The sequence below is a fragment of the Shinella lacus genome (assembly GCF_010994755.1).
Taxonomy (GTDB): Bacteria; Pseudomonadota; Alphaproteobacteria; order Rhizobiales; family Rhizobiaceae; genus Shinella; species Shinella lacus.
On record NZ_WHSB02000003.1, the window covers coordinates 82,012 to 98,460 of the forward strand.

The following is a 16,449-nucleotide window of genomic DNA, read 5'->3' on the forward strand; positions in this document are numbered from 1 at the left end:
CGCTCCCTATTGTGCCGGCTGCGCGGCTGCGACGAGCGCGTAGTAGAAGGCATCGAAATTGCGCAGCGTGCCGGCGGAAAGAAGCTCCGGCAGCGTGCGGTTGGCGATGAAGGGCACTTCCTGCTCGGTGAGGCCGCCATGGGAGCGCAGCGGTTCGTTGAGTGCTGCAAGGTCATGCCGGTGCTCGCTGGTGCCGAGCGTCTTGTTTTCCGAGGAGACGAGCACGATGTCGCCGATGCGATCGTCCGGCAGTTCGAAGCGCACGCAGGCTTCCGGGCGCGACAGCACCACGTCGATGCCATCGATCGCCTTCAGCCGCTCGATTATCTCCTCCTTGTCCGTGCCTTCCGGCAGATAGGCGGTGGCGAAGGAACCGAGCGCGCCATGGTGCACGACATAGGGGTCGGTGATCGGCAGGATGACGCGGGCGGCGTCCTTGCCGAGCCATTGGTCGAGCAGGTCCTGCACATAGATCACGTCCGGCGAGCCATCTGCCTTGTGCTTCGGCTTCATGCCATGGTCGGCCGTGACGATGATTGCGGCACCCAGCGCGTCGAGCTCGGTCAGGTACTTGTCGAACATCTCGTAGAAGGCATTCGCCTGCGGCACGCCGGGGGCATATTTGTGCTGCACATAGTCCGTCGTCGTCAGGTACATGACGTCCGGGCGGAACTCCTTGAGCAGCTTGACGCCAGCTGCGAAGACGAACTCCGAGAGTTCCGCGGAATAGACTTCCGGCACCGGCCGGCCAAGCCAGGCCGAAGCATTGTCGATGCCGTGTTCCGCCTTGGTCGTCGTGTCGGACTTTTCCGAGGAAAAGCAGATCGCCCTGCCCTCATCAAACTTCAGGCCGTGGCCGAGCAGCGCGCGCAGCTTGTCCTTCGCCGTCACCACCGCGACCTTGGCGCCGGCGTCGTAGAAGGCCTTGAAGACGGTCGGCGCGCGGAGGAAGCGCGGATCGTTCATCATCACTTCCTTGCCGGTCGCGGGCTCATAGAGATAGTTGCCGCAGATGCCGTGGATTGACGGCGGGCGGCCGGTGGCGATCGACAGGTTGTTCGGGTTGGTGAAGCTCGGGATGACGCTGAGCGCGGTGCGCTCGGTTCCCGTCTTGCGGATGCGGGCGAGCGTCGGCATCAGGCCCGCCTTGATGGCCTCGTCGAGATAGGCCGGCTCGCAGCCGTCGAGGCAGATGGCGATGGCCGGGACATTCGGCCAGGGATAGGTGCGCCGGTTGGCGACGACGGTAAGCTTGGACATGTGGTTCATCGGAAATTCCATCCTTATTCAGGCCGCGAGGCGGCTGCGTTCTTCAAGGGCGATGGCCGGGGGCGCGGCGTTGTCGACGCCCATTTCGGCAAGGGAGGAGCGGGCGGCGTCCACCACACGGCGCATGACATATTCGTCCATGCGGCCGATGCAGCCGACGCGGAAACTGTCGACGACCGTCAGCTTGCCGGGATAGATGATGAAGCCCTTGTCCTTCATCAGTGCGTAGAAGCGATCGAAGGCGAAGGCCGGATGGGCCGGGCTGAAGAACGTCACGATGATCGGCGACAGCCACCGGTCGGCAAGCAGCGTCTCGAAGCCGGCCTCGCGCATGCCGGCGACCATGACGTCGCGGTTGCGGGCGTAGCGGGCGCCGCGGGCGGCAACGCCGCCTTCTTCGCGATGCAGGCGTAGCGCCTCCAGGAAGGCGGCGACGACATGGGTCGGCGGCGTGAAGCGCCACTGGCCGGTCTTGTTCATGTAATCCCACTGGGCGTGGATATCGAGGCTTAGTGAATGGCTGCGGCCCTTGGCGGCCTCCAGTTCGCTCTTGCGGGCGATGACGAAGCCGAAGCCCGGCACGCCTTCGATGCACTTGTTGGCGGAGGAGACGATCGCCTCGTAGCGGAAGTCGGCGATGCCGGCGGGCACGGCGCCGAAGGCGCTCATCGAGTCGACGATCAGCTTGCTGCCGCGGGAATAGACGGCGTCGGAAATTTCCTTGAGCGGGTTGAGGATGCCCGAGCTCGTTTCGCAATGCACGACGACGACATGGCTGATGGCGGGATCGGCATCCAGCGCGGCGACGACCTCGGGGCCGCGCGGCGGCATGTAGTCGCCCTTGTCGATCGTCACATGGTCGCGGCCGAGATAGGCGAGCGTCTGGGCGATGCGCTTGCCATAGGCGCCGTTGCTCAACACCAGCACCTTGCCATCGCGGGGAACGAAGCTTCCGAGCATCGCCTCGACCGAGAACGAGCCGCTGCCCTGCATGGGCACGCAGTCGAATTCCCCAGTTGTATCGCCGGCAATGTCCAGAAGCTGGCGGCGCAGGTCCGCCGTCATGGCGCGGAAATCGGCATCCCACGAGCCCCAGTCCCGCAGCATCGCTTCCTTGACCGAATATGCTGTCGTCAACGGGCCGGGCGTCAGGAGATAGGGTTCGCCGAGCCTCGGCGTTTCCAGCGGCGCGGTGGTTCTGTCAGAAGCGGTGTTTGGCATGGTCCGTCCTCGCATTGGCGTCTCTGGAGCGACAATGCGGCGGGCAGACATATATGTAAAATCGTTCTTTTGTATGAAAATATAGGTTTAGCTTATGATCGTGTTGGCGGCGACGGCGGATGCGCCTTTTGCCCTTTACATAAGAGGAATCGTTCGGTCTGATGATTGCATCATCTTGATCGATCGAAAGACGGTTCCATGCGCTATGTCCAGCTTCGCGCTTTCCATAACGTGGCCATCCACGGCGGCTTTTCGCGCGCGGCGGAAGCGCTCTTCCTGACCCAGCCCGCCATTTCCGACCAGGTGCGCAAGCTGGAGGAGGAATATGACGTCCTGCTCTTCAACCGCAACAAGAAGCAGGTGACGCTGACCCAGGCCGGCCAGCAGCTTCTGGAAGTCACCCGCCGCATGTTCGACGTGGAGCAGCAGGCGCTCGACCTCTTGTCGGAATCGCGCGCGCTCCGGGCCGGCAAGCTGCGGATCGTCGCGGACGCCGCCCACCATCTGCTGCACATCCTCGCTGCCTTCCGCCGCGCCTACCCGACCGTGCAGGTCTCGATCGACGCCGGCAATACCGAGACGGTCATCACCAGCCTGCATGCCTATGAGGCGGATATCGGCGTTCTCGGCGAAATCCCGCAATCCAGCGACTTCGAGATCCTGAAGCTCAATTCGACGCCGATCATCGCCTTTGCCAGCCGCGATTATCCTCTCGCAGGCGAGACGGAGATCACGCTTGCCGAACTCGCCAAGCACCCCCTGGTCTTTCGCGAGCGGGGCTCCAAGACCCGTCAGAAGCTGGAAGCGATGGCGGCGCAATGCGGCGTCACGCTGACGCCGCTCATCGAGGCGGAGGGGCGCGAGGCGGTTCGCGAGATCGTCGCGGCGGGCGGCGGGGTCGGTTTTGTCTCTTCCGCCGAATTCGGCCAGGACAACCGGCTCGTCCCGATCCGCATCGATGCGCCGGAAATGCTGATGGACGAGGCGCTCATTTGCCTGCGCGAGCGCAGCAACGGCAAGCTCGTCAACGCCTTCTACGAAATCGCCCGCAAGCTGGCGCAAACGGCGGGTTGAATGGTCCACCAGCCGCGCAGTGCGGCTTCTCAAGAAAAAGCCGAGGGTTTTTCGCGAGGCGATCGCCGCTTTTTCGTGGTAGCGTGAAGGCGGTTTCATCGATCGGGTGGCGTAAAATCAATCTATACAATCTCTATAGAATGTGATCTTTTTGCCCCGGTTAAGCCTGTGCGCCTGAAACGGCATCCGCAAGGAGAGACGACATGGGTATGATCTCGTCAGCACTCGACCGCCCAACGCGAACCGCCGCCGTCATCAGCACCGAGGATGAGGCGCTGACCGTCGTCGGCACGATCGCCGGCATTTTCAGTGCCGCCGCGGGCGGCACGCTGGCAACGGCGGAAGCCCGCCTGGACCTTCTGTCCCGTTCGGGCCTGTTCGGCATTTCCGTGCCGACGGAGTATGGAGGCATCGACGTTTCCAACACGGTGCTGGCGGATGTCTGCGCCGTGGCGTCAGCGCAATCCGCCACGCTGGGCGAGATTCTCGCCGCCCATTTCGTCGTGCTCGAAGAGCTTCGCAGCCATGGCACGGACGGCCAGCGCAGCGGAGTCTTCTCGGCCGCCCTGTCGGGCGCGCGGCTCGCCCGCGCCGTCCCACGTCGCAATGGCGAGGAAGCCGAAACGCTGCCGCTCGCCGCGAGCGGCCTTGCCTGGCGGCTCAGCGGTGAAGCGCTCTGTACGCCGTGCACCCGCCACGCCGACTGGCTGCTGGTGCCGACGCGCAACGACGGCGGCAAGGCCGCAAGCCTGTTGCTGCCGACGCGTATCGACGGCCTGCACTATGTCGCCAACAATTGCGAGCCGGCAAACGGCGCGCCGCAATCGGCCGAACATGTGCTGTTCAAGGACGTGCTGATCGATGGCGATGCCCTGCTGCATGCGCCCGGCGAGGTGGCGGTGCCACAGTCTCTCGGCCTGCTTCTCGGCGCCGCAAGGCAACTGGGCGCCGGCCAGCGGTCACTCGGCCGTGTGCTGGACAAGGCGGATGGCGATATTTTCGAGGCCGGCCTGCTTTCCGCCCGCCTCGCCGCCGCGCAGGCCATGGTCGCCGAGGCGGGTCGCGCCATAGACGCGGCGCAGATCGGGATTGCCGACCAGCACAGGACGAACGCTTTCCTTGCCGCCACCGCGGCCCGCGCCGTGGCGCAGGAGGCCGCCGATCATCTTCGAGCGGCAGGTGGCGGGGCGCAGCAGGAAGGCCTGCCGTCGCATCTCGCCGAAGCGCTCAGGCAAAGTGGGAGGCTGCGGCGCGAAGCGCACCGCAACCCTGAGGACGGGGAAAACTAGTTTTTTCGCGGATTTGCGGGCGCGGCTTCAGCCGACCCGCTTTTCCAGCTCTTCGTCGTCGATCATCGCGGCAGCACCCGGCACGGCGACGAACTGTTCGAGCGTCATCGTGTCGAGAATGGCGGCGATGGCGTCGCGCACGTCGGTCATCGCGCGGCGGACCTGACAGGTTTCCGGATCGGCACAATCCTCGCAGGCCTCATAGGCGGTGCGGCTTGCGCAGCGGATGGGCGCCAGCGGGCCGTCGAGCACGCGGATGGCGTGGCCGATTCGGATTTCCGAGGCCGGATGGGAGAGCGAATAGCCGCCGCCGGGGCCCTTCTTGGAGCGCAGCATGCCGGCATTGCGCAGTTCCAGGAGAATCGTATCGAGGAACTTTTTCGGAATGTTGTTTCGAAGCGCGATCTCGCTGACGAAAGCGGTTTGGCCCGGCGCCAGCCGAGCGAGGTCCACCAAGGCCTTCAGTCCGTATTTTCCCTTTTTCGTCAGCATTTCAGCCTGCTTTCCATCAGCATATGTGCATTACCCGGATATGCCCGGCAGCGCGGACGCGCACGCCGCGTCCCGCTGTTTCCATCCGTCGTCCTCGGGAAGATCGATCGGCTCACCTTTGACGGGTGATTCTGGCTCATTCTTGGCACCGGAGTGCGAAAAACATATAAAAACAATATAATTTATTTATGAGCATAACGCCATGGAAATTGGCATTCTCCGTCAACCCCTTATGCCGATTTTTGGCCCCGGCGTGCCCATTTCGCATCATTTTTCGCGACAATCGGTATTTCTTCTGCTCGTCATCAATTTTGCGCCAGGCGCGCCGTTCCAACCGAACCGCAGAAAAAAGCAAAACCAATTGCGGCAAGGCCGGCAAATTGAGGCAAATATTTCTCTACTAAATTTATGGAATGGATAGCCTGAATTGCCGGCCCGCGGCAGACCGCGGCAACGGCAATTTGAGGAGAGGACCATGACCATCAACCGCAGAACCCTGCTTGCCGCGACCGCCGCCCTTGCCATGGCCGCGTCGTTCGGCAGCGCCTTCGCCCAGGAGGTGACGCTCAACATCGGCTACCAGCCGATCGTCGAGCCGTCCCGCGTGCCCCAGGCTGACGGCACCTATGAGAAGGTGACCGGCGCCAAGATCAACTGGCAGAAATTCGACGGCGGCGCCGACGTGATCGCGGCGATTGCCTCCGGCTCGCTCGATATCGGCTATGTCGGCTCCTCGCCGCTTGCCGCCGCCTCCAGCCGCGAACTGCCGATCGAGCTGATCTACATCGTCGGCCTGATCAGCGAGGCCGAAGCGCTCGCCGTGAAGTCGATCGAGAAGCCGGAAGATCTCGTCGGCAAGAAGATCGCCACGCCCTTCGTCTCCACCGCCCATTACAGCCTGCTGACGGCGCTGAAGCACTGGAAGGTCGATCCGAAGTCGGTCGAGATCCTCAACCTGCGTCCGCCGGAAATCGCGGCCGCCTGGGAACGCGGCGATATCGACGGCGCCTATGTCTGGGATCCGGTTCTGGCGCAGCTCAAGAAGAGCGGCACGGTGCTTGCGACCTCGAAGGATGTCGCCGACTGGGGCGGCCCGACCTTCGACGCCTGGATCGTCAGCAAGAAATTCGCGGAAGAGCATCCGGACGTCGTGACGGCCTTCGTCAAGGTGACGGGCGATGCGACCGCCGCCTACCGCGCCAATCCGGACGCCTGGAACGCCACCTCGCCGGAAGCCGAGAAGATCGCGCGGCTGACCGGCGCCAAGGAGGATGAGGTTCCCGCACTTCTCAAGGGCTACGTCTTCCCGACGCTGGAAGAACAGGCCGGCGAGGCGCTGCTCGGCGGCGGCACGGTGAAGGCCGTGGCCGACACCTCGGCCTTCCTGCTGGAACAGGGCAAGATCCCGTCGGCGCTCTCCGACTACAAGCCTTACATCTCCACGCGCTGGGTCACGGACGCGACGAAGCTGTCCTACTGATCGGCGAAAAATCCTGCGGCGGAGGTGGCCCGGCGGCGTGAAAGCGCTGCCGGGCCATCGCCGACAGATAGGCCAAGACACTTCCGGAGGTTCCATGAGCATCCTGACATTCCGCAACGTTTCGCTGCGTTATCCGCCGAGGGCGGGACGGGGCGGCGCCGCTGAAAAACTCGTCCTCGACGGCATCAACCTGCAGGTCGCCTCGGACGAACTGGTCGCCATCATCGGGCGTTCCGGCTCCGGCAAGACGAGCCTGCTCAACCTCGCCGCCGGGTTTCTGGAGCCGACCTCCGGCTCCATCACCGTCGACGGCGTGCCGATCAAGGGCCCGAATGCCGACCGGGCCGTGGTCTTCCAGGACGACGCGCTCTACCCCTGGCTCGACGCCCGCGACAACATCGCTCTTCCCTTCAAGCTCAAGGGCGTTCCGCTTGCCGAACGGCGCGAAAAGGCCCAGCAGCTTCTCGAACGCGTCGGCCTGGCGGATGCCGGCGACCGACGCATCTGGGAGCTTTCCGGCGGCATGCGCCAACGCGTGGGCATTGCACGCGCTCTTGCCGCCGAGCCGCGCTTCCTGCTGCTCGACGAGCCGCTCGGCGCGCTCGATGCGCTGACCCGCACGCGCATGCAGGCCTTCTTGCTGCGCATCAAGGCGGAAAGCGGTGCGGGCGCGCTGCTCATCACCCACTCGATCGAGGAGGCGCTGCTGCTCGGCACGCGCGTCGTCGTGCTGTCGCCCAATCCCGGGCGCCTGACGGCAGAGATCGAGGCCGGCTTCAATGCGGAGGTGCTGAACGGCACTCCGGTTGCCACCGTCAAGGCCTCGCCGCTCTTCAAGCGCATGCATGCCGGGCTCAACGGCCTCATCCAGTCCACCACTGACGAGGAGTTGGCCGCATGACGCTCTCCACTGATATCGAAGCCCTGCCGCAGCCGGTCGAGACCACCACGGAGGCCGCCCTCCCCCGCGCATCGCGCCCTGTGCCGATCGCCGTCATTTCGACCATCACCGTCGTTGCGATCATCGGGTTGTGGGGCCTTGCCTCCGCCTATGCGCTGGTCTCGCCCGTCTTCCTGCCCTCGCCGCGGCAGGTGGTCATTGCTCTCTATAACCTCGTCGTGACCGGCTTCGTCGATTCGACGCTGGCCGAGCATGTCGGCGCCAGCCTCTACCGCATTTTTGGCGCGCTGATCGCGTCCATCCTCATCGGCATTCCCGCCGGCATCGCCATTGGCACGAGCCGGGTCGGCCGCGGCATCCTCGATCCGATCGTCGAATTCCTGCGCCCGCTGCCGCCGCTCGCCTACCTGCCGCTCGTCATCATCTGGGTCGGCATCGGCGAGGCGTCGAAGATCACGGTGATCGCGCTCTCCATGCTGCCCTCGATCATCCTGTCGACATCCGCCGGCGTACGCGGGGTCTCGAAGGACCATGTCAACGCGGCCCGTTCGCTCGGCGCCAGCAAGCGGCAGGTGCTGACGGAGGTCGTGCTGCCGAGCGCCGTGCCATCGATCCTCACCGGCATCCGCATCGCGCTCGGTGCCGGCTGGACGACGCTGGTCGCGGCCGAACTGGTGGCGGCGACGAGCGGCATCGGCTTCATGATCCAGTCGGCGGCACAGTTCCTCGTCACCGACATCGTGATTGCCGGCATCATCGTGATTGCGCTGATCGCGATCCTGCTGGAATTCATCGCGCGGCTGATCGAGCGGCGCCTGGTGCCCTGGGCGTCGCACCGCTGAGAGCGATGCCGGCGCTCAGTTGAGCGCCAGCCCCATGCTCGCGACGGCCGCCGTGAACAGGCGGCCGTCCTGCGTTGCGGCGAAGGGATCGCGCTCCGCCCGCGCCTTCAGCAATTCCAGGAAGTCATAACCCGCTGTCCAGCGGCCGAAGCCGCTCGCAATATTGATATGGCCGGCATTGCCGATATCGACGAGATCGCTGCCCCAGGCCTTGGCGCTCTGGCGCAGCCGGTCGACCGGCATATAGGGATCGTTCAGGCTGCCGACGACGAGCGAGGGAAACGGCAGGCGCTTTGCCGGCATGGCGCCGAAGCGGACCACGCAGGGGTGCAGGGTTTCCGTCGTGTCGAGGTCGCAGGGGGCGACGAGCAGCGCGCCGCGGATGCGGGAAGCCAGCGGGCTTTCGGCGAACTGCGCCGCCAGCACGCAGCCGAGGCTGTGGCCGACGAGCCAGATGTCCTTGCCGATCATATCGACCTGCCGTTCGAGCTGCACAAGCCAGCTCTGGCGGTCCGGGCAGTTCCAGTCGAACTGTTCGACCACGCGGCTTTCGGGATTGTCGCGCGCCCAGTGACGCTGCCAATGATCGTTCGCGGAACCGTTGAGGCCCGGCAGGATCAGCGTGTCGACGGGGATATCGAGTGACGGCATGGCGGCGGCCTTCCTTCGCAAACCAGATCTGTCCGGAAGGATGCGCGACACAACGCGGAATGGTAAGGAAACCGCTGCTAAACTCTTCAAAATCCATAAAAATTCTTTGCATCATGGCGATGATGCAAAGCATCGGGCGGCAACTGCGCCCGATGCCTTTTAGAGGTTTCTCAGCCGCGATGGTCGAGGCGCGCGACGAGCCGGTCGCCGAGCCACTGGATGCCGCAGACGAGCACGATCAGCACGGCGACGACCGCCACCATGACCGTCGTCTCGAAGCGCTGGTAGCCGTAGCGGATCGCCAGGTCGCCAAGACCGCCGGCACCGATGGCGCCCGCCATTGCGGAGGCGCCGATCAGCGTCACGAGCGTCACGGTGAAACCCGCGACGATGCCCGGCAGCGCCTCGGGGATCAGCACCTCGCGCACGATCGTCCAGCGGTTGCCGCCCATGGCGCGCACGGCCTCGATCAGCCCGCGGTCAACCTCGCGCAGCGACACTTCGGCGATGCGCGCATAATAGGGCGTCGCGGCGATCGACAGCGGCACGATCGCCGCCCAGGTGCCGATCGACGTGCCGACGATGAGCCGCGTGACGGGGATGAGCGCCACAAGCAGGATGATGAAGGGCACGGAGCGGAAGCCGTTGACGATCGCGCCGAGCAGGCGGTTGGTCCAGAGGTTTTCCGCAATGCCGCCGCGCGCGGTCGCGACCAGCGCCAGGCCGAGCGGCAGGCCGAAGGCAAGCGAGATGACGCCGGAGGCGGCCGTCATCACGACCGTTTCCCACAGCGAGCGGACGAGAAGCTCAAGCATGATCGGCGACATGGCCGAGGACCTCCACCTGTGCGCCGAGGCGCTCTGCAAACGAAACGAGGCGCGCGGCTGCATCGGCCGGCACCGCGATGAAGAAGCGGCCGACGGCCTGCTCCTGGATATGATCGACGCCGCCATGCACCAGGCGATAGCCGCCCGGAAACTCTTCCGACAGCTTCTGGAACAGCGGCCCGGTGGCGGCGGGGCCGGCAATGTCGAGGCTGAGAATGGCCTCGCCTGCAATATCCGCCGTGAGGCTTTGCGCGATATGGGCGGGCAGTTGCGGGCGGATGCCGCTGAGCAGGCTCTTCGTCGTCTCCGCCTGCGGTCGTGAAAACACCTGCCAGACGGGACCTTCCTCCACGATGCGGCCGGCATCGAGCACGGTGACGCGGTCGGCGATGTTCCGCACCACTTCCATCTCATGGGTGATGAGCAGGATCGTGAGGCCGAGCTTGCGGTTGATGTCCTTGAGCAGCGCCAGGATCGAGCGCGTCGTTTCCGGGTCGAGCGCGGAGGTCGCCTCGTCGGAGAGCAGCAGCGCCGGGCTTGCGGCAAGCGCGCGAGCAATGCCGACGCGCTGCTTCTGGCCGCCGGAGAGTTCCGAGGGATAGGCCTTCGCCTTGCCGGTCAGGCCTACAAGGTCGAGCAGTTCGGCGGCGCGCGCCAGACGCTTGGCTTTCGCCCAGCCCTCGATCTTCAGGGGCAGCGCGACATTCTCCTCCACCGTCTTGGCGGAAAGTAGGTTGAAATGCTGGAAGATCATGCCGATGCGGCGGCGCAGCGGCTGAAGCTCTGCCTCGCTGAGGCCGGTGATCTCGCGGCCCTCGATCTCGATTGTCCCGCTGTCCGGCCGCTCCAGGCCGTTGAGGCAACGGATCAGCGTCGACTTGCCGGCGCCGCTGCGGCCAATGATGCCGAGGATCTCGCCGCGGCGCACATCGAGCGAAACGCCGTCCAGCGCCGGCGTCGCGCCAAAACGGCGGCGGACGTCCGACAGGCGGATGACGTCTTCTTCGCTGGCCGCGGTCTGCGCCGGCTTGCCTGTCACATGTTTGTTCATGCGCGGTTCCCTTCCGGAAACGGAAAGACAGCCCGCGGCGGCTGGGCGCATCGCGGGCTGTCTCTGCTGGTTGTCGAATGCCTTAGTAGGCGCTGATGCCCGTGCCCTTGTAGACGCGGTCGAATTCGGCCTTCACGACGTCGTTCTGATAGGCCTCGACCAGCGGCTTGACCCAGGGCTCATCCGTGGATTCCTCGCGAACCGCGATGAAGTTGCGGTACGGATTGTCGGCGACCGGCTCCTGCGCGATGCGGTTTTCCGGGGTGAGGCCGCTCTTCAGCGCCCAGTCGGTGTTGACGATCGCCGCATCCAGGTCGTCGACCGAGCGGCCGACGATGCCGGCGTCGAGTTCCTTGATCTCCAGCTTCTTCGGGTTTTCCGAGATGTCGGCGATGGTGGCGAGAATGCCGGTGCTGTCCTTCAGCTTGATCAGGCCCTCATTCTGCAGCACGCGCAGCGCCCGGCCCTCGTTCGACGGATCGTTCGGCACGCCGACGACAGCGCCGTCCGGCAGGTCCGCAACCTTGGTGTGCTTCTTGGAATAGAGGCCGATCGGCCAGACCGCCGTGTAGCCGACGGGTACGATCTTGTAGCTGTGTTGCTGGATCTGGTTTTCCAGATAGGGCAGGTGCTGGAAGGCGTTGGCGTCGATCTCGCCGCGGGCAAGTGCCTCGTTCGGCTGGGTATAGTCGTTGAAGACGACCGTCTCGATGGTCAGGCCCTTCTTGGCCGCTTCGGCAACGACGACGCGCCAGACATCCTCGTCCTCACCGGAGATGATGCCGACCTTCAGCTCCTTGTTGTCTTCGGCGAAGGCGGGCGCGGCGACGGAGAACGTGGAAACGGCGACGGCCGCCACCGCGAGTGCCGCAAGGGCGGAGCGGCGGGAGAAAAGCGCGCTTTCGAGGAGTTTCTTGCTGATTTTGGACATGCTGGCCTGCTTTCGCGATGGGGAGGATCGACTGCGAAACAACGTTGTTTCTACCGCTAAAATCGCAAATGCCGCTTTTGTGGACAACGAATGGCGGTTTATTAGGCAGGCGGAACGGGAACTTTCGCTCTCTGATATCGAAGCAGGGCGGAAAATATTTTCTACTGTTTTAGTGGAATACAGCGGAGGCGCCAGGAACGGCGATCCGGACCTCTCGGGAGAGGTCCGGATTAAGCTACGGTCGGCTACTCGGACGCAGGTGCGAATATTGCGCGCATGCGATCGCGATAATGGTCCTCAGAGGTCGACCAACGCAGCGCGGCGAGCATCTTGGTATCGGCACCGGCCGGATAGCGCAGCCGTTCCCCTTCGTCGGTCGCCGCCGCATAGGCAGCCTCGGCAACTTCCGCCTCGGTGCAATAGGCCGTCGGATAGTCGGCCATCCGCGCGAATGCGGCCTGGGCGAAGGCGCCGTAATCCTTCGGGATCAGGCCCTGCATGCGCGGGCCGCCATTGGCGGTGAAACTGGTCGTCGGCGCATAGCCGGGTTCGACCAGCCGCGCCTTTATGCCGAATTGCTCCAACTCATAGGAAAGCGACTCGGTAAAACCCTCGACGGCGAACTTGCTGGCGGCATAGGCCGCGACCAGCGGCATGACGCCGATCGCGACGCTGGAGGTGACGTTGACGATCACGCCGTGCCCCTGCCTGCGCATCTGCGGGATGATCTCGCGGCAGGCGTTGAACACGCCGAACGTATTGGTTTCGAAAAGCTCGCGGATCGCGCTGTCCGGCGTCGCCTCCACCGCGGATGCCATGCCGATGCCGGCGTTGTTGATCCACACGTCGATCGAGCCGAAGGCCGCGACGGCTGCGTTGATCGCGGTGCGGATCGTCTCGGGGCGGGTGATGTCGAGCGGGATGATCTTCAGCCGTTCGGCCGGGCCTTCGATAAGGCCGGCTTTCGGGGTGCGCATCGTGGCGACGACGTTCCATCCCCGTTTGAGGAAGAGTTCCGCGGTTGCCCTGCCGTAGCCGGACGAGGTTCCGGTGATCAAAACCGTGTTTGTCATCTGTATCTCCTGTCTGAATGACCCGATGATATCGGTTGGCGGGAGATGTTGAATAATTCAAAGTCCATTTTGCATTACTGATCGTCCAGATGATATAGTCAACCAAACCCACGTTATGGATCGTGCAAAATGGATGCTTTCACCGATGTCGTGCAATTGCTGCGCCCGAAAACCGTGCTGATGGGCAGCATGGTGGCGCATGGCACATGGGGCGTGCAGTTGCCACCGCAGCCGGGGCCGATGCTCTATTTCATCACGGCCGGCCAATGCTGGTTCCGCGCGGACGGCGGTGCCGCCCTCCAGGTCGGGGCGGGTGACTTCGTCCTTTCGGCCAGGCCGGTGATGGATACGTTCTCCAGCGCGCCCGGGCAGAAGACCGTGCTTTCCGACGATGGTTTCAAGGCGCGGCACATGGTCGACGGCGAGATCCATATCGGCGACGCGCATCGGGGCGACGCGACGCGCGTCCTCGGCGGCGTCATCATGTGCGATCCGACCAATGCGGACCTGCTGGCGGAGATGATGCCACGGCTCGTGCATGTCTCGGCCGAAGACGGTGTCGGCGCGCGGCTCGGCACGCTCATCGGCCTCATCCGCGGTGAGGCAGCGCTGGCGGGACCGGGCAGCGATCTCATCCTGTCCCGTCTGATCGAGGTTCTGCTGATCGAGACGCTGCGGCGCGAGGCGGCGACGCTGCCGCATCCCGGCATGCTGCGCGGCCTCGCCGATCCGCAGCTCGCCCGGGCACTCGCCGATATCCACGCCGATGTTTCCCGGGACTGGACGATCGCCGAACTGGCGCAGAAGGCGGGCATGTCGCGCTCGGCCTTCGCGCGGCGTTTTTCCGAGGCCGTCGGGCTCGCACCGGTCGAATATCTGCTGCGCTGGCGCATGGCGATCGCCAAAGATGCGCTGCGCCATCGCCAGGGAACGCTGGAGGAGATCGCCGAGCGGATCGGCTACCGCTCCGCAAGCGCCTTCAGCACGGCCTTCAGTCGCAAGGTCGGCTGCCCGCCGCGGGAGTTCGCGCGCAGCAGCGCGGCCTAGAAGGTCGGTGGCGTGTTGATCCAGATCAGGACCGTCTCGCCGTCATGGCGGTTGCGCCAGGCGTGGCGGCGGCAGCTTTTGAAATAGAGGCTGTCGCCGGGGCCGAGGTCGTGAAACTCGTGGCCGTCGAGCACCATCTCGACCCGGCCCGAGAGCACATGTACGAATTCCTCGCCCTCATGTTTGTAGGCGCCGTCGCTGGAGGCGCCGGGGGCGAGCACGAAGCGGTGGCAATCCATCATGTTGCGGCCGTCCGCCAGTACCTGCACTGTGACGCCTGGCGAGGTTTCCGGCCAGAACTTCCATTCCCCTGCCCTGACGACCGACCGGTTGGCCTCTTCCTCTTCGCCGGAGAGTTTTGAGACGGTCGTGTCGTAATAGGCCGCGAGATCGTGCAGCACGCGGAACGTCACGCCCTGCGAGGTGCGTTCGAAGGTTGAGAGCACCGAGGTCGCAATGCCGATGTCGCCGGCGACTTGCTCCAGCGTCTTGCCTGTGGCGTGGCGCAGGCTGCGCAGCTTGCGGCCGACACCCTGCGGCGCGTCGCCTTCGGAAACCGTAGTTTCGCCGGCGGGTTCCTCCGCTTCCAGCGCCTCGCGAATGGCGGCGGGGTTGAGGCCGCGCTCCGTCCTGTACCAGGCGATACGCTTCAGCCGGGCGACGTCGTCGCCGCTATATTGACGGTGGCCGGTCTCCGAGCGCCCCGGCACGACGAGGCCCTGCGTTTCCCAAAGCCTGAGCGTGGACGCGGAAACGCCGGCAAGCCGCGCGGCCTCCGCCACCTTATAGTGCACCGGTTCTTCCGAACCCATCGCGCCAATCCCTGATTCTGGTTATAGTTTCTTATAGCATTCCCGGTGGGCTGCGCCCGATCTTCGCACCCCTGAAAACCCATCGCATTCCCGTCTTAAAATGACCGTTGCATTCTTGCAGAAAAAATGTAGGAATTCCACTCAAGGCTTGCAGAAAAAATGCAAGTTATTAATTGAAGCCTCCAGACCCAGGATAGCGCCATGACCGCAACGCCCCTCACCGATCGCAAGAACGCCGCCATTTCGCGCGGTGTCGGCATGACCACGCAGATCTACGCCGACCGTGCGGAGAATGCGGAGATCTGGGACAAGGAAGGCAATCGCTATATCGATTTCGCCGCCGGCATCGCCGTCGTCAACACCGGCCATCGCCATCCGCGCGTCATTGAGGCCGTCAAGAACCAGCTCGACCGCTTCACCCACACCTGCCACCAGGTCGTGCCCTACGAAAACTATGTCGAGCTTGCCGAGCGCCTGAACGCCATCACCCCCGGCAACTTCGCCAAGAAAACGATCTTCGTCACCACCGGTGCCGAAGCCGTTGAAAACGCCGTGAAGATTGCCCGCGCCGCCACCGGCCGCCAAGCCGTCATCGCCTTTTCAGGCGGCTTCCACGGCCGCACCTTCATGGGCATGGCGCTGACCGGCAAGGTCGTGCCCTATAAGGTCGGCTTCGGCGCCATGCCGGCCGACGTTTTCCACGCGCCCTTCCCGGTTGAAATGCACGGCACGACCGTCGAGCAGTCGCTCGGCGTGCTGAAGAAGCTGTTTGCCGCCGATGTCGATCCGAACCGCGTTGCCGCGATCATCATCGAGCCGGTGCAGGGCGAAGGCGGCTTCTATCCCGTCCCGGTCGCCTTCATGAAGGCGTTGCGCGAGATCTGCGACCAGCACGGCATCCTCTTGATCGCCGACGAAGTGCAGACCGGCTTTGCGCGTACCGGCAAGCTCTTCGCCATGGAACACTACGGCGTGGTGGCCGACATCACGACGATGGCCAAGGGTCTCGGCGGCGGCTTCCCGATCGCAGCCGTCACCGGCCGTGCGGAAATCATGGACGCCCCCGGCCCGGGCGGCCTCGGCGGCACCTATGCCGGCAGCCCGATCGGCGTTGCAGCGGCCCATGCCGTGCTCGACGTCATCAAGGACGAGGACCTCTGCAACCGTGCTGAAAACCTCGGCGCCCGCCTGAAGCAGCGCCTCGCCTCGCTGCAGGACAAGGTGCCGGAAATCGTCGACATCCGCGGCCCGGGCTTCATGAACGCCGTTGAGTTCAACGACGTTTCGACCAAGCTGCCGAGCGCCGACTTCGCCAACAAGGTGCGCCTGAAAGCCCTCGAAAAGGGCCTGATCCTGCTCACCTGCGGCGTGCACGGCAACGTCATCCGCTTCCTCGCGCCGATCACCATCCAGGACGAGGTTTTTGCCGAGGCGCTCGACATTCTCGAAGCCGCGATGGTCGAAGCCCGCGCCGCCTGATCGGCGACGC

16 protein-coding genes are annotated in these 16,449 nt (G+C 64.6%); 7 read left to right on the plus strand and 9 right to left on the minus strand.

Going from position 1 to position 16,449, the window contains the following annotated elements; all coding sequences use genetic code 11:
- Positions 1-6 precede the first annotated feature (6 nt).
- Together phnA and GB927_RS08515 are read right to left on the minus strand one after the other, a co-directional pair.
- The gene (gene phnA, locus GB927_RS08510; RefSeq protein WP_256116284.1) at positions 7-1,269 is read right to left on the minus strand and encodes a phosphonoacetate hydrolase; all 1,263 of its coding nucleotides are present in this window, start codon (positions 1,267-1,269) and stop codon (positions 7-9) included.
- 18 nt (positions 1,270-1,287) lie between these two features.
- Positions 1,288-2,490 (minus strand): 2-aminoethylphosphonate--pyruvate transaminase, encoded by a 1,203-nt coding sequence (locus tag GB927_RS08515; protein ID WP_256116285.1) that lies wholly within the window; start codon positions 2,488-2,490, stop codon positions 1,288-1,290.
- Positions 2,491-2,688: 198 nt separating this feature from the next.
- Here GB927_RS08515 and GB927_RS08520 point away from each other — a divergent pair, with 198 nt between their 5' ends.
- A complete protein-coding gene (locus GB927_RS08520; RefSeq protein ID WP_256116286.1) occupies positions 2,689-3,564 on the plus strand; it encodes a LysR substrate-binding domain-containing protein in 876 nt (291 codons plus the stop codon).
- Between the two features lie 203 nt (positions 3,565-3,767).
- The gene (locus tag GB927_RS08525; protein ID WP_256116287.1) at positions 3,768-4,853 is read left to right on the plus strand and encodes an acyl-CoA dehydrogenase family protein; all 1,086 of its coding nucleotides are present in this window, start codon (positions 3,768-3,770) and stop codon (positions 4,851-4,853) included.
- Positions 4,854-4,880: 27 nt separating this feature from the next.
- Here GB927_RS08525 and GB927_RS08530 read toward each other — a convergent pair whose 3' ends face one another.
- A complete protein-coding gene (locus GB927_RS08530; protein ID WP_256116288.1) occupies positions 4,881-5,345 on the minus strand; it encodes an RrF2 family transcriptional regulator in 465 nt (154 codons plus the stop codon).
- A 475-nt stretch (positions 5,346-5,820) separates the two neighbouring features.
- Here GB927_RS08530 and tauA point away from each other — a divergent pair, with 475 nt between their 5' ends.
- From tauA to GB927_RS08545, 3 genes are all read left to right on the plus strand, one after another.
- Complete coding sequence (gene tauA / locus GB927_RS08535) at positions 5,821-6,825, plus strand: taurine ABC transporter substrate-binding protein (RefSeq protein WP_256116289.1); 1,005 nt, start codon at positions 5,821-5,823, stop codon at positions 6,823-6,825.
- 94 nt (positions 6,826-6,919) lie between these two features.
- Entirely contained in the window at positions 6,920-7,726 is an 807-nt protein-coding gene (locus tag GB927_RS08540; protein ID WP_256116290.1) for a taurine ABC transporter ATP-binding protein, read from the plus strand.
- Positions 7,723-8,568 carry an ABC transporter permease subunit gene (locus GB927_RS08545; RefSeq protein ID WP_256116291.1) on the plus strand — a complete coding sequence of 282 codons (846 nt, stop codon included), beginning with the start codon at positions 7,723-7,725 and terminating at the stop codon, positions 8,566-8,568. The genes GB927_RS08540 and GB927_RS08545 overlap by 4 nt, the downstream gene beginning before the upstream one ends.
- A 15-nt stretch (positions 8,569-8,583) precedes the next feature.
- Here GB927_RS08545 and GB927_RS08550 read toward each other — a convergent pair whose 3' ends face one another.
- The 5 genes from GB927_RS08550 to GB927_RS08570 form a co-directional block, all read right to left on the minus strand.
- Positions 8,584-9,219: an RBBP9/YdeN family alpha/beta hydrolase gene (locus GB927_RS08550; protein ID WP_256116292.1), complete on the minus strand. Its 636-nt coding sequence runs from the start codon at positions 9,217-9,219 to the stop codon at positions 8,584-8,586.
- Between the two features lie 170 nt (positions 9,220-9,389).
- Positions 9,390-10,046: a methionine ABC transporter permease gene (locus GB927_RS08555; protein WP_256116293.1), complete on the minus strand. Its 657-nt coding sequence runs from the start codon at positions 10,044-10,046 to the stop codon at positions 9,390-9,392.
- Positions 10,027-11,097 carry a methionine ABC transporter ATP-binding protein gene (locus tag GB927_RS08560; RefSeq protein ID WP_256116294.1) on the minus strand — a complete coding sequence of 357 codons (1,071 nt, stop codon included), beginning with the start codon at positions 11,095-11,097 and terminating at the stop codon, positions 10,027-10,029. The genes GB927_RS08555 and GB927_RS08560 overlap by 20 nt, the downstream gene beginning before the upstream one ends.
- Positions 11,098-11,179: 82 nt before the next feature.
- Positions 11,180-12,028 (minus strand): MetQ/NlpA family ABC transporter substrate-binding protein, encoded by an 849-nt coding sequence (locus tag GB927_RS08565; RefSeq protein ID WP_256116295.1) that lies wholly within the window; start codon positions 12,026-12,028, stop codon positions 11,180-11,182.
- Between the two features lie 245 nt (positions 12,029-12,273).
- Complete coding sequence (locus GB927_RS08570; protein WP_256116296.1) at positions 12,274-13,101, minus strand: SDR family oxidoreductase; 828 nt, start codon at positions 13,099-13,101, stop codon at positions 12,274-12,276.
- A gap of 129 nt (positions 13,102-13,230) precedes the next feature.
- On the opposite strand from GB927_RS08570, the gene GB927_RS08575 reads away from it, so the two are divergent.
- The gene (locus GB927_RS08575; RefSeq protein WP_256116297.1) at positions 13,231-14,148 is read left to right on the plus strand and encodes an AraC family transcriptional regulator; all 918 of its coding nucleotides are present in this window, start codon (positions 13,231-13,233) and stop codon (positions 14,146-14,148) included.
- On the opposite strand, the gene GB927_RS08580 is transcribed toward GB927_RS08575, so the two are convergent.
- Positions 14,145-14,960, minus strand: coding sequence for a MerR family transcriptional regulator (locus tag GB927_RS08580; protein ID WP_256116298.1), 816 nt, complete (start codon positions 14,958-14,960; stop codon positions 14,145-14,147). The two genes, GB927_RS08575 and GB927_RS08580, sit on opposite strands and share 4 nt — an antisense overlap.
- 201 nt (positions 14,961-15,161) lie before the next feature.
- Here GB927_RS08580 and GB927_RS08585 point away from each other — a divergent pair, with 201 nt between their 5' ends.
- Entirely contained in the window at positions 15,162-16,439 is a 1,278-nt protein-coding gene (locus GB927_RS08585) for a 4-aminobutyrate--2-oxoglutarate transaminase (protein ID WP_256116299.1), read from the plus strand.
- Positions 16,440-16,449: the final 10 nt, after the last annotated feature.

What these genes read in the sequence shown, in the direction of transcription:
- GB927_RS08565 (WP_256116295.1), bottom strand. Translation starts at nt 12,028, where the DNA reads ATGTCCAAAATCAGCAAGAAACTCCTCGAAAGCGCGCTTTTCTCCCGC.
- GB927_RS08570 (WP_256116296.1), bottom strand. Translation starts at nt 13,101, where the DNA reads ATGACAAACACGGTTTTGATCACCGGAACCTCGTCCGGCTACGGCAGG.
- GB927_RS08545 (WP_256116291.1), top strand. Translation starts at nt 7,723, where the DNA reads ATGACGCTCTCCACTGATATCGAAGCCCTGCCGCAGCCGGTCGAGACC.
- GB927_RS08530 (WP_256116288.1), bottom strand. Translation starts at nt 5,345, where the DNA reads ATGCTGACGAAAAAGGGAAAATACGGACTGAAGGCCTTGGTGGACCTC.
- GB927_RS08555 (WP_256116293.1), bottom strand. Translation starts at nt 10,046, where the DNA reads ATGTCGCCGATCATGCTTGAGCTTCTCGTCCGCTCGCTGTGGGAAACG.
- phnA (WP_256116284.1), bottom strand. Translation starts at nt 1,269, where the DNA reads ATGAACCACATGTCCAAGCTTACCGTCGTCGCCAACCGGCGCACCTAT.
- GB927_RS08585 (WP_256116299.1), top strand. Translation starts at nt 15,162, where the DNA reads ATGACCGCAACGCCCCTCACCGATCGCAAGAACGCCGCCATTTCGCGC.
- GB927_RS08515 (WP_256116285.1), bottom strand. Translation starts at nt 2,490, where the DNA reads ATGCCAAACACCGCTTCTGACAGAACCACCGCGCCGCTGGAAACGCCG.
- GB927_RS08575 (WP_256116297.1), top strand. Translation starts at nt 13,231, where the DNA reads ATGGATGCTTTCACCGATGTCGTGCAATTGCTGCGCCCGAAAACCGTG.
- GB927_RS08540 (WP_256116290.1), top strand. Translation starts at nt 6,920, where the DNA reads ATGAGCATCCTGACATTCCGCAACGTTTCGCTGCGTTATCCGCCGAGG.
- GB927_RS08580 (WP_256116298.1), bottom strand. Translation starts at nt 14,960, where the DNA reads ATGGGTTCGGAAGAACCGGTGCACTATAAGGTGGCGGAGGCCGCGCGG.
- GB927_RS08525 (WP_256116287.1), top strand. Translation starts at nt 3,768, where the DNA reads ATGGGTATGATCTCGTCAGCACTCGACCGCCCAACGCGAACCGCCGCC.
- GB927_RS08520 (WP_256116286.1), top strand. Translation starts at nt 2,689, where the DNA reads ATGCGCTATGTCCAGCTTCGCGCTTTCCATAACGTGGCCATCCACGGC.
- GB927_RS08560 (WP_256116294.1), bottom strand. Translation starts at nt 11,097, where the DNA reads ATGAACAAACATGTGACAGGCAAGCCGGCGCAGACCGCGGCCAGCGAA.
- tauA (WP_256116289.1), top strand. Translation starts at nt 5,821, where the DNA reads ATGACCATCAACCGCAGAACCCTGCTTGCCGCGACCGCCGCCCTTGCC.
- GB927_RS08550 (WP_256116292.1), bottom strand. Translation starts at nt 9,219, where the DNA reads ATGCCGTCACTCGATATCCCCGTCGACACGCTGATCCTGCCGGGCCTC.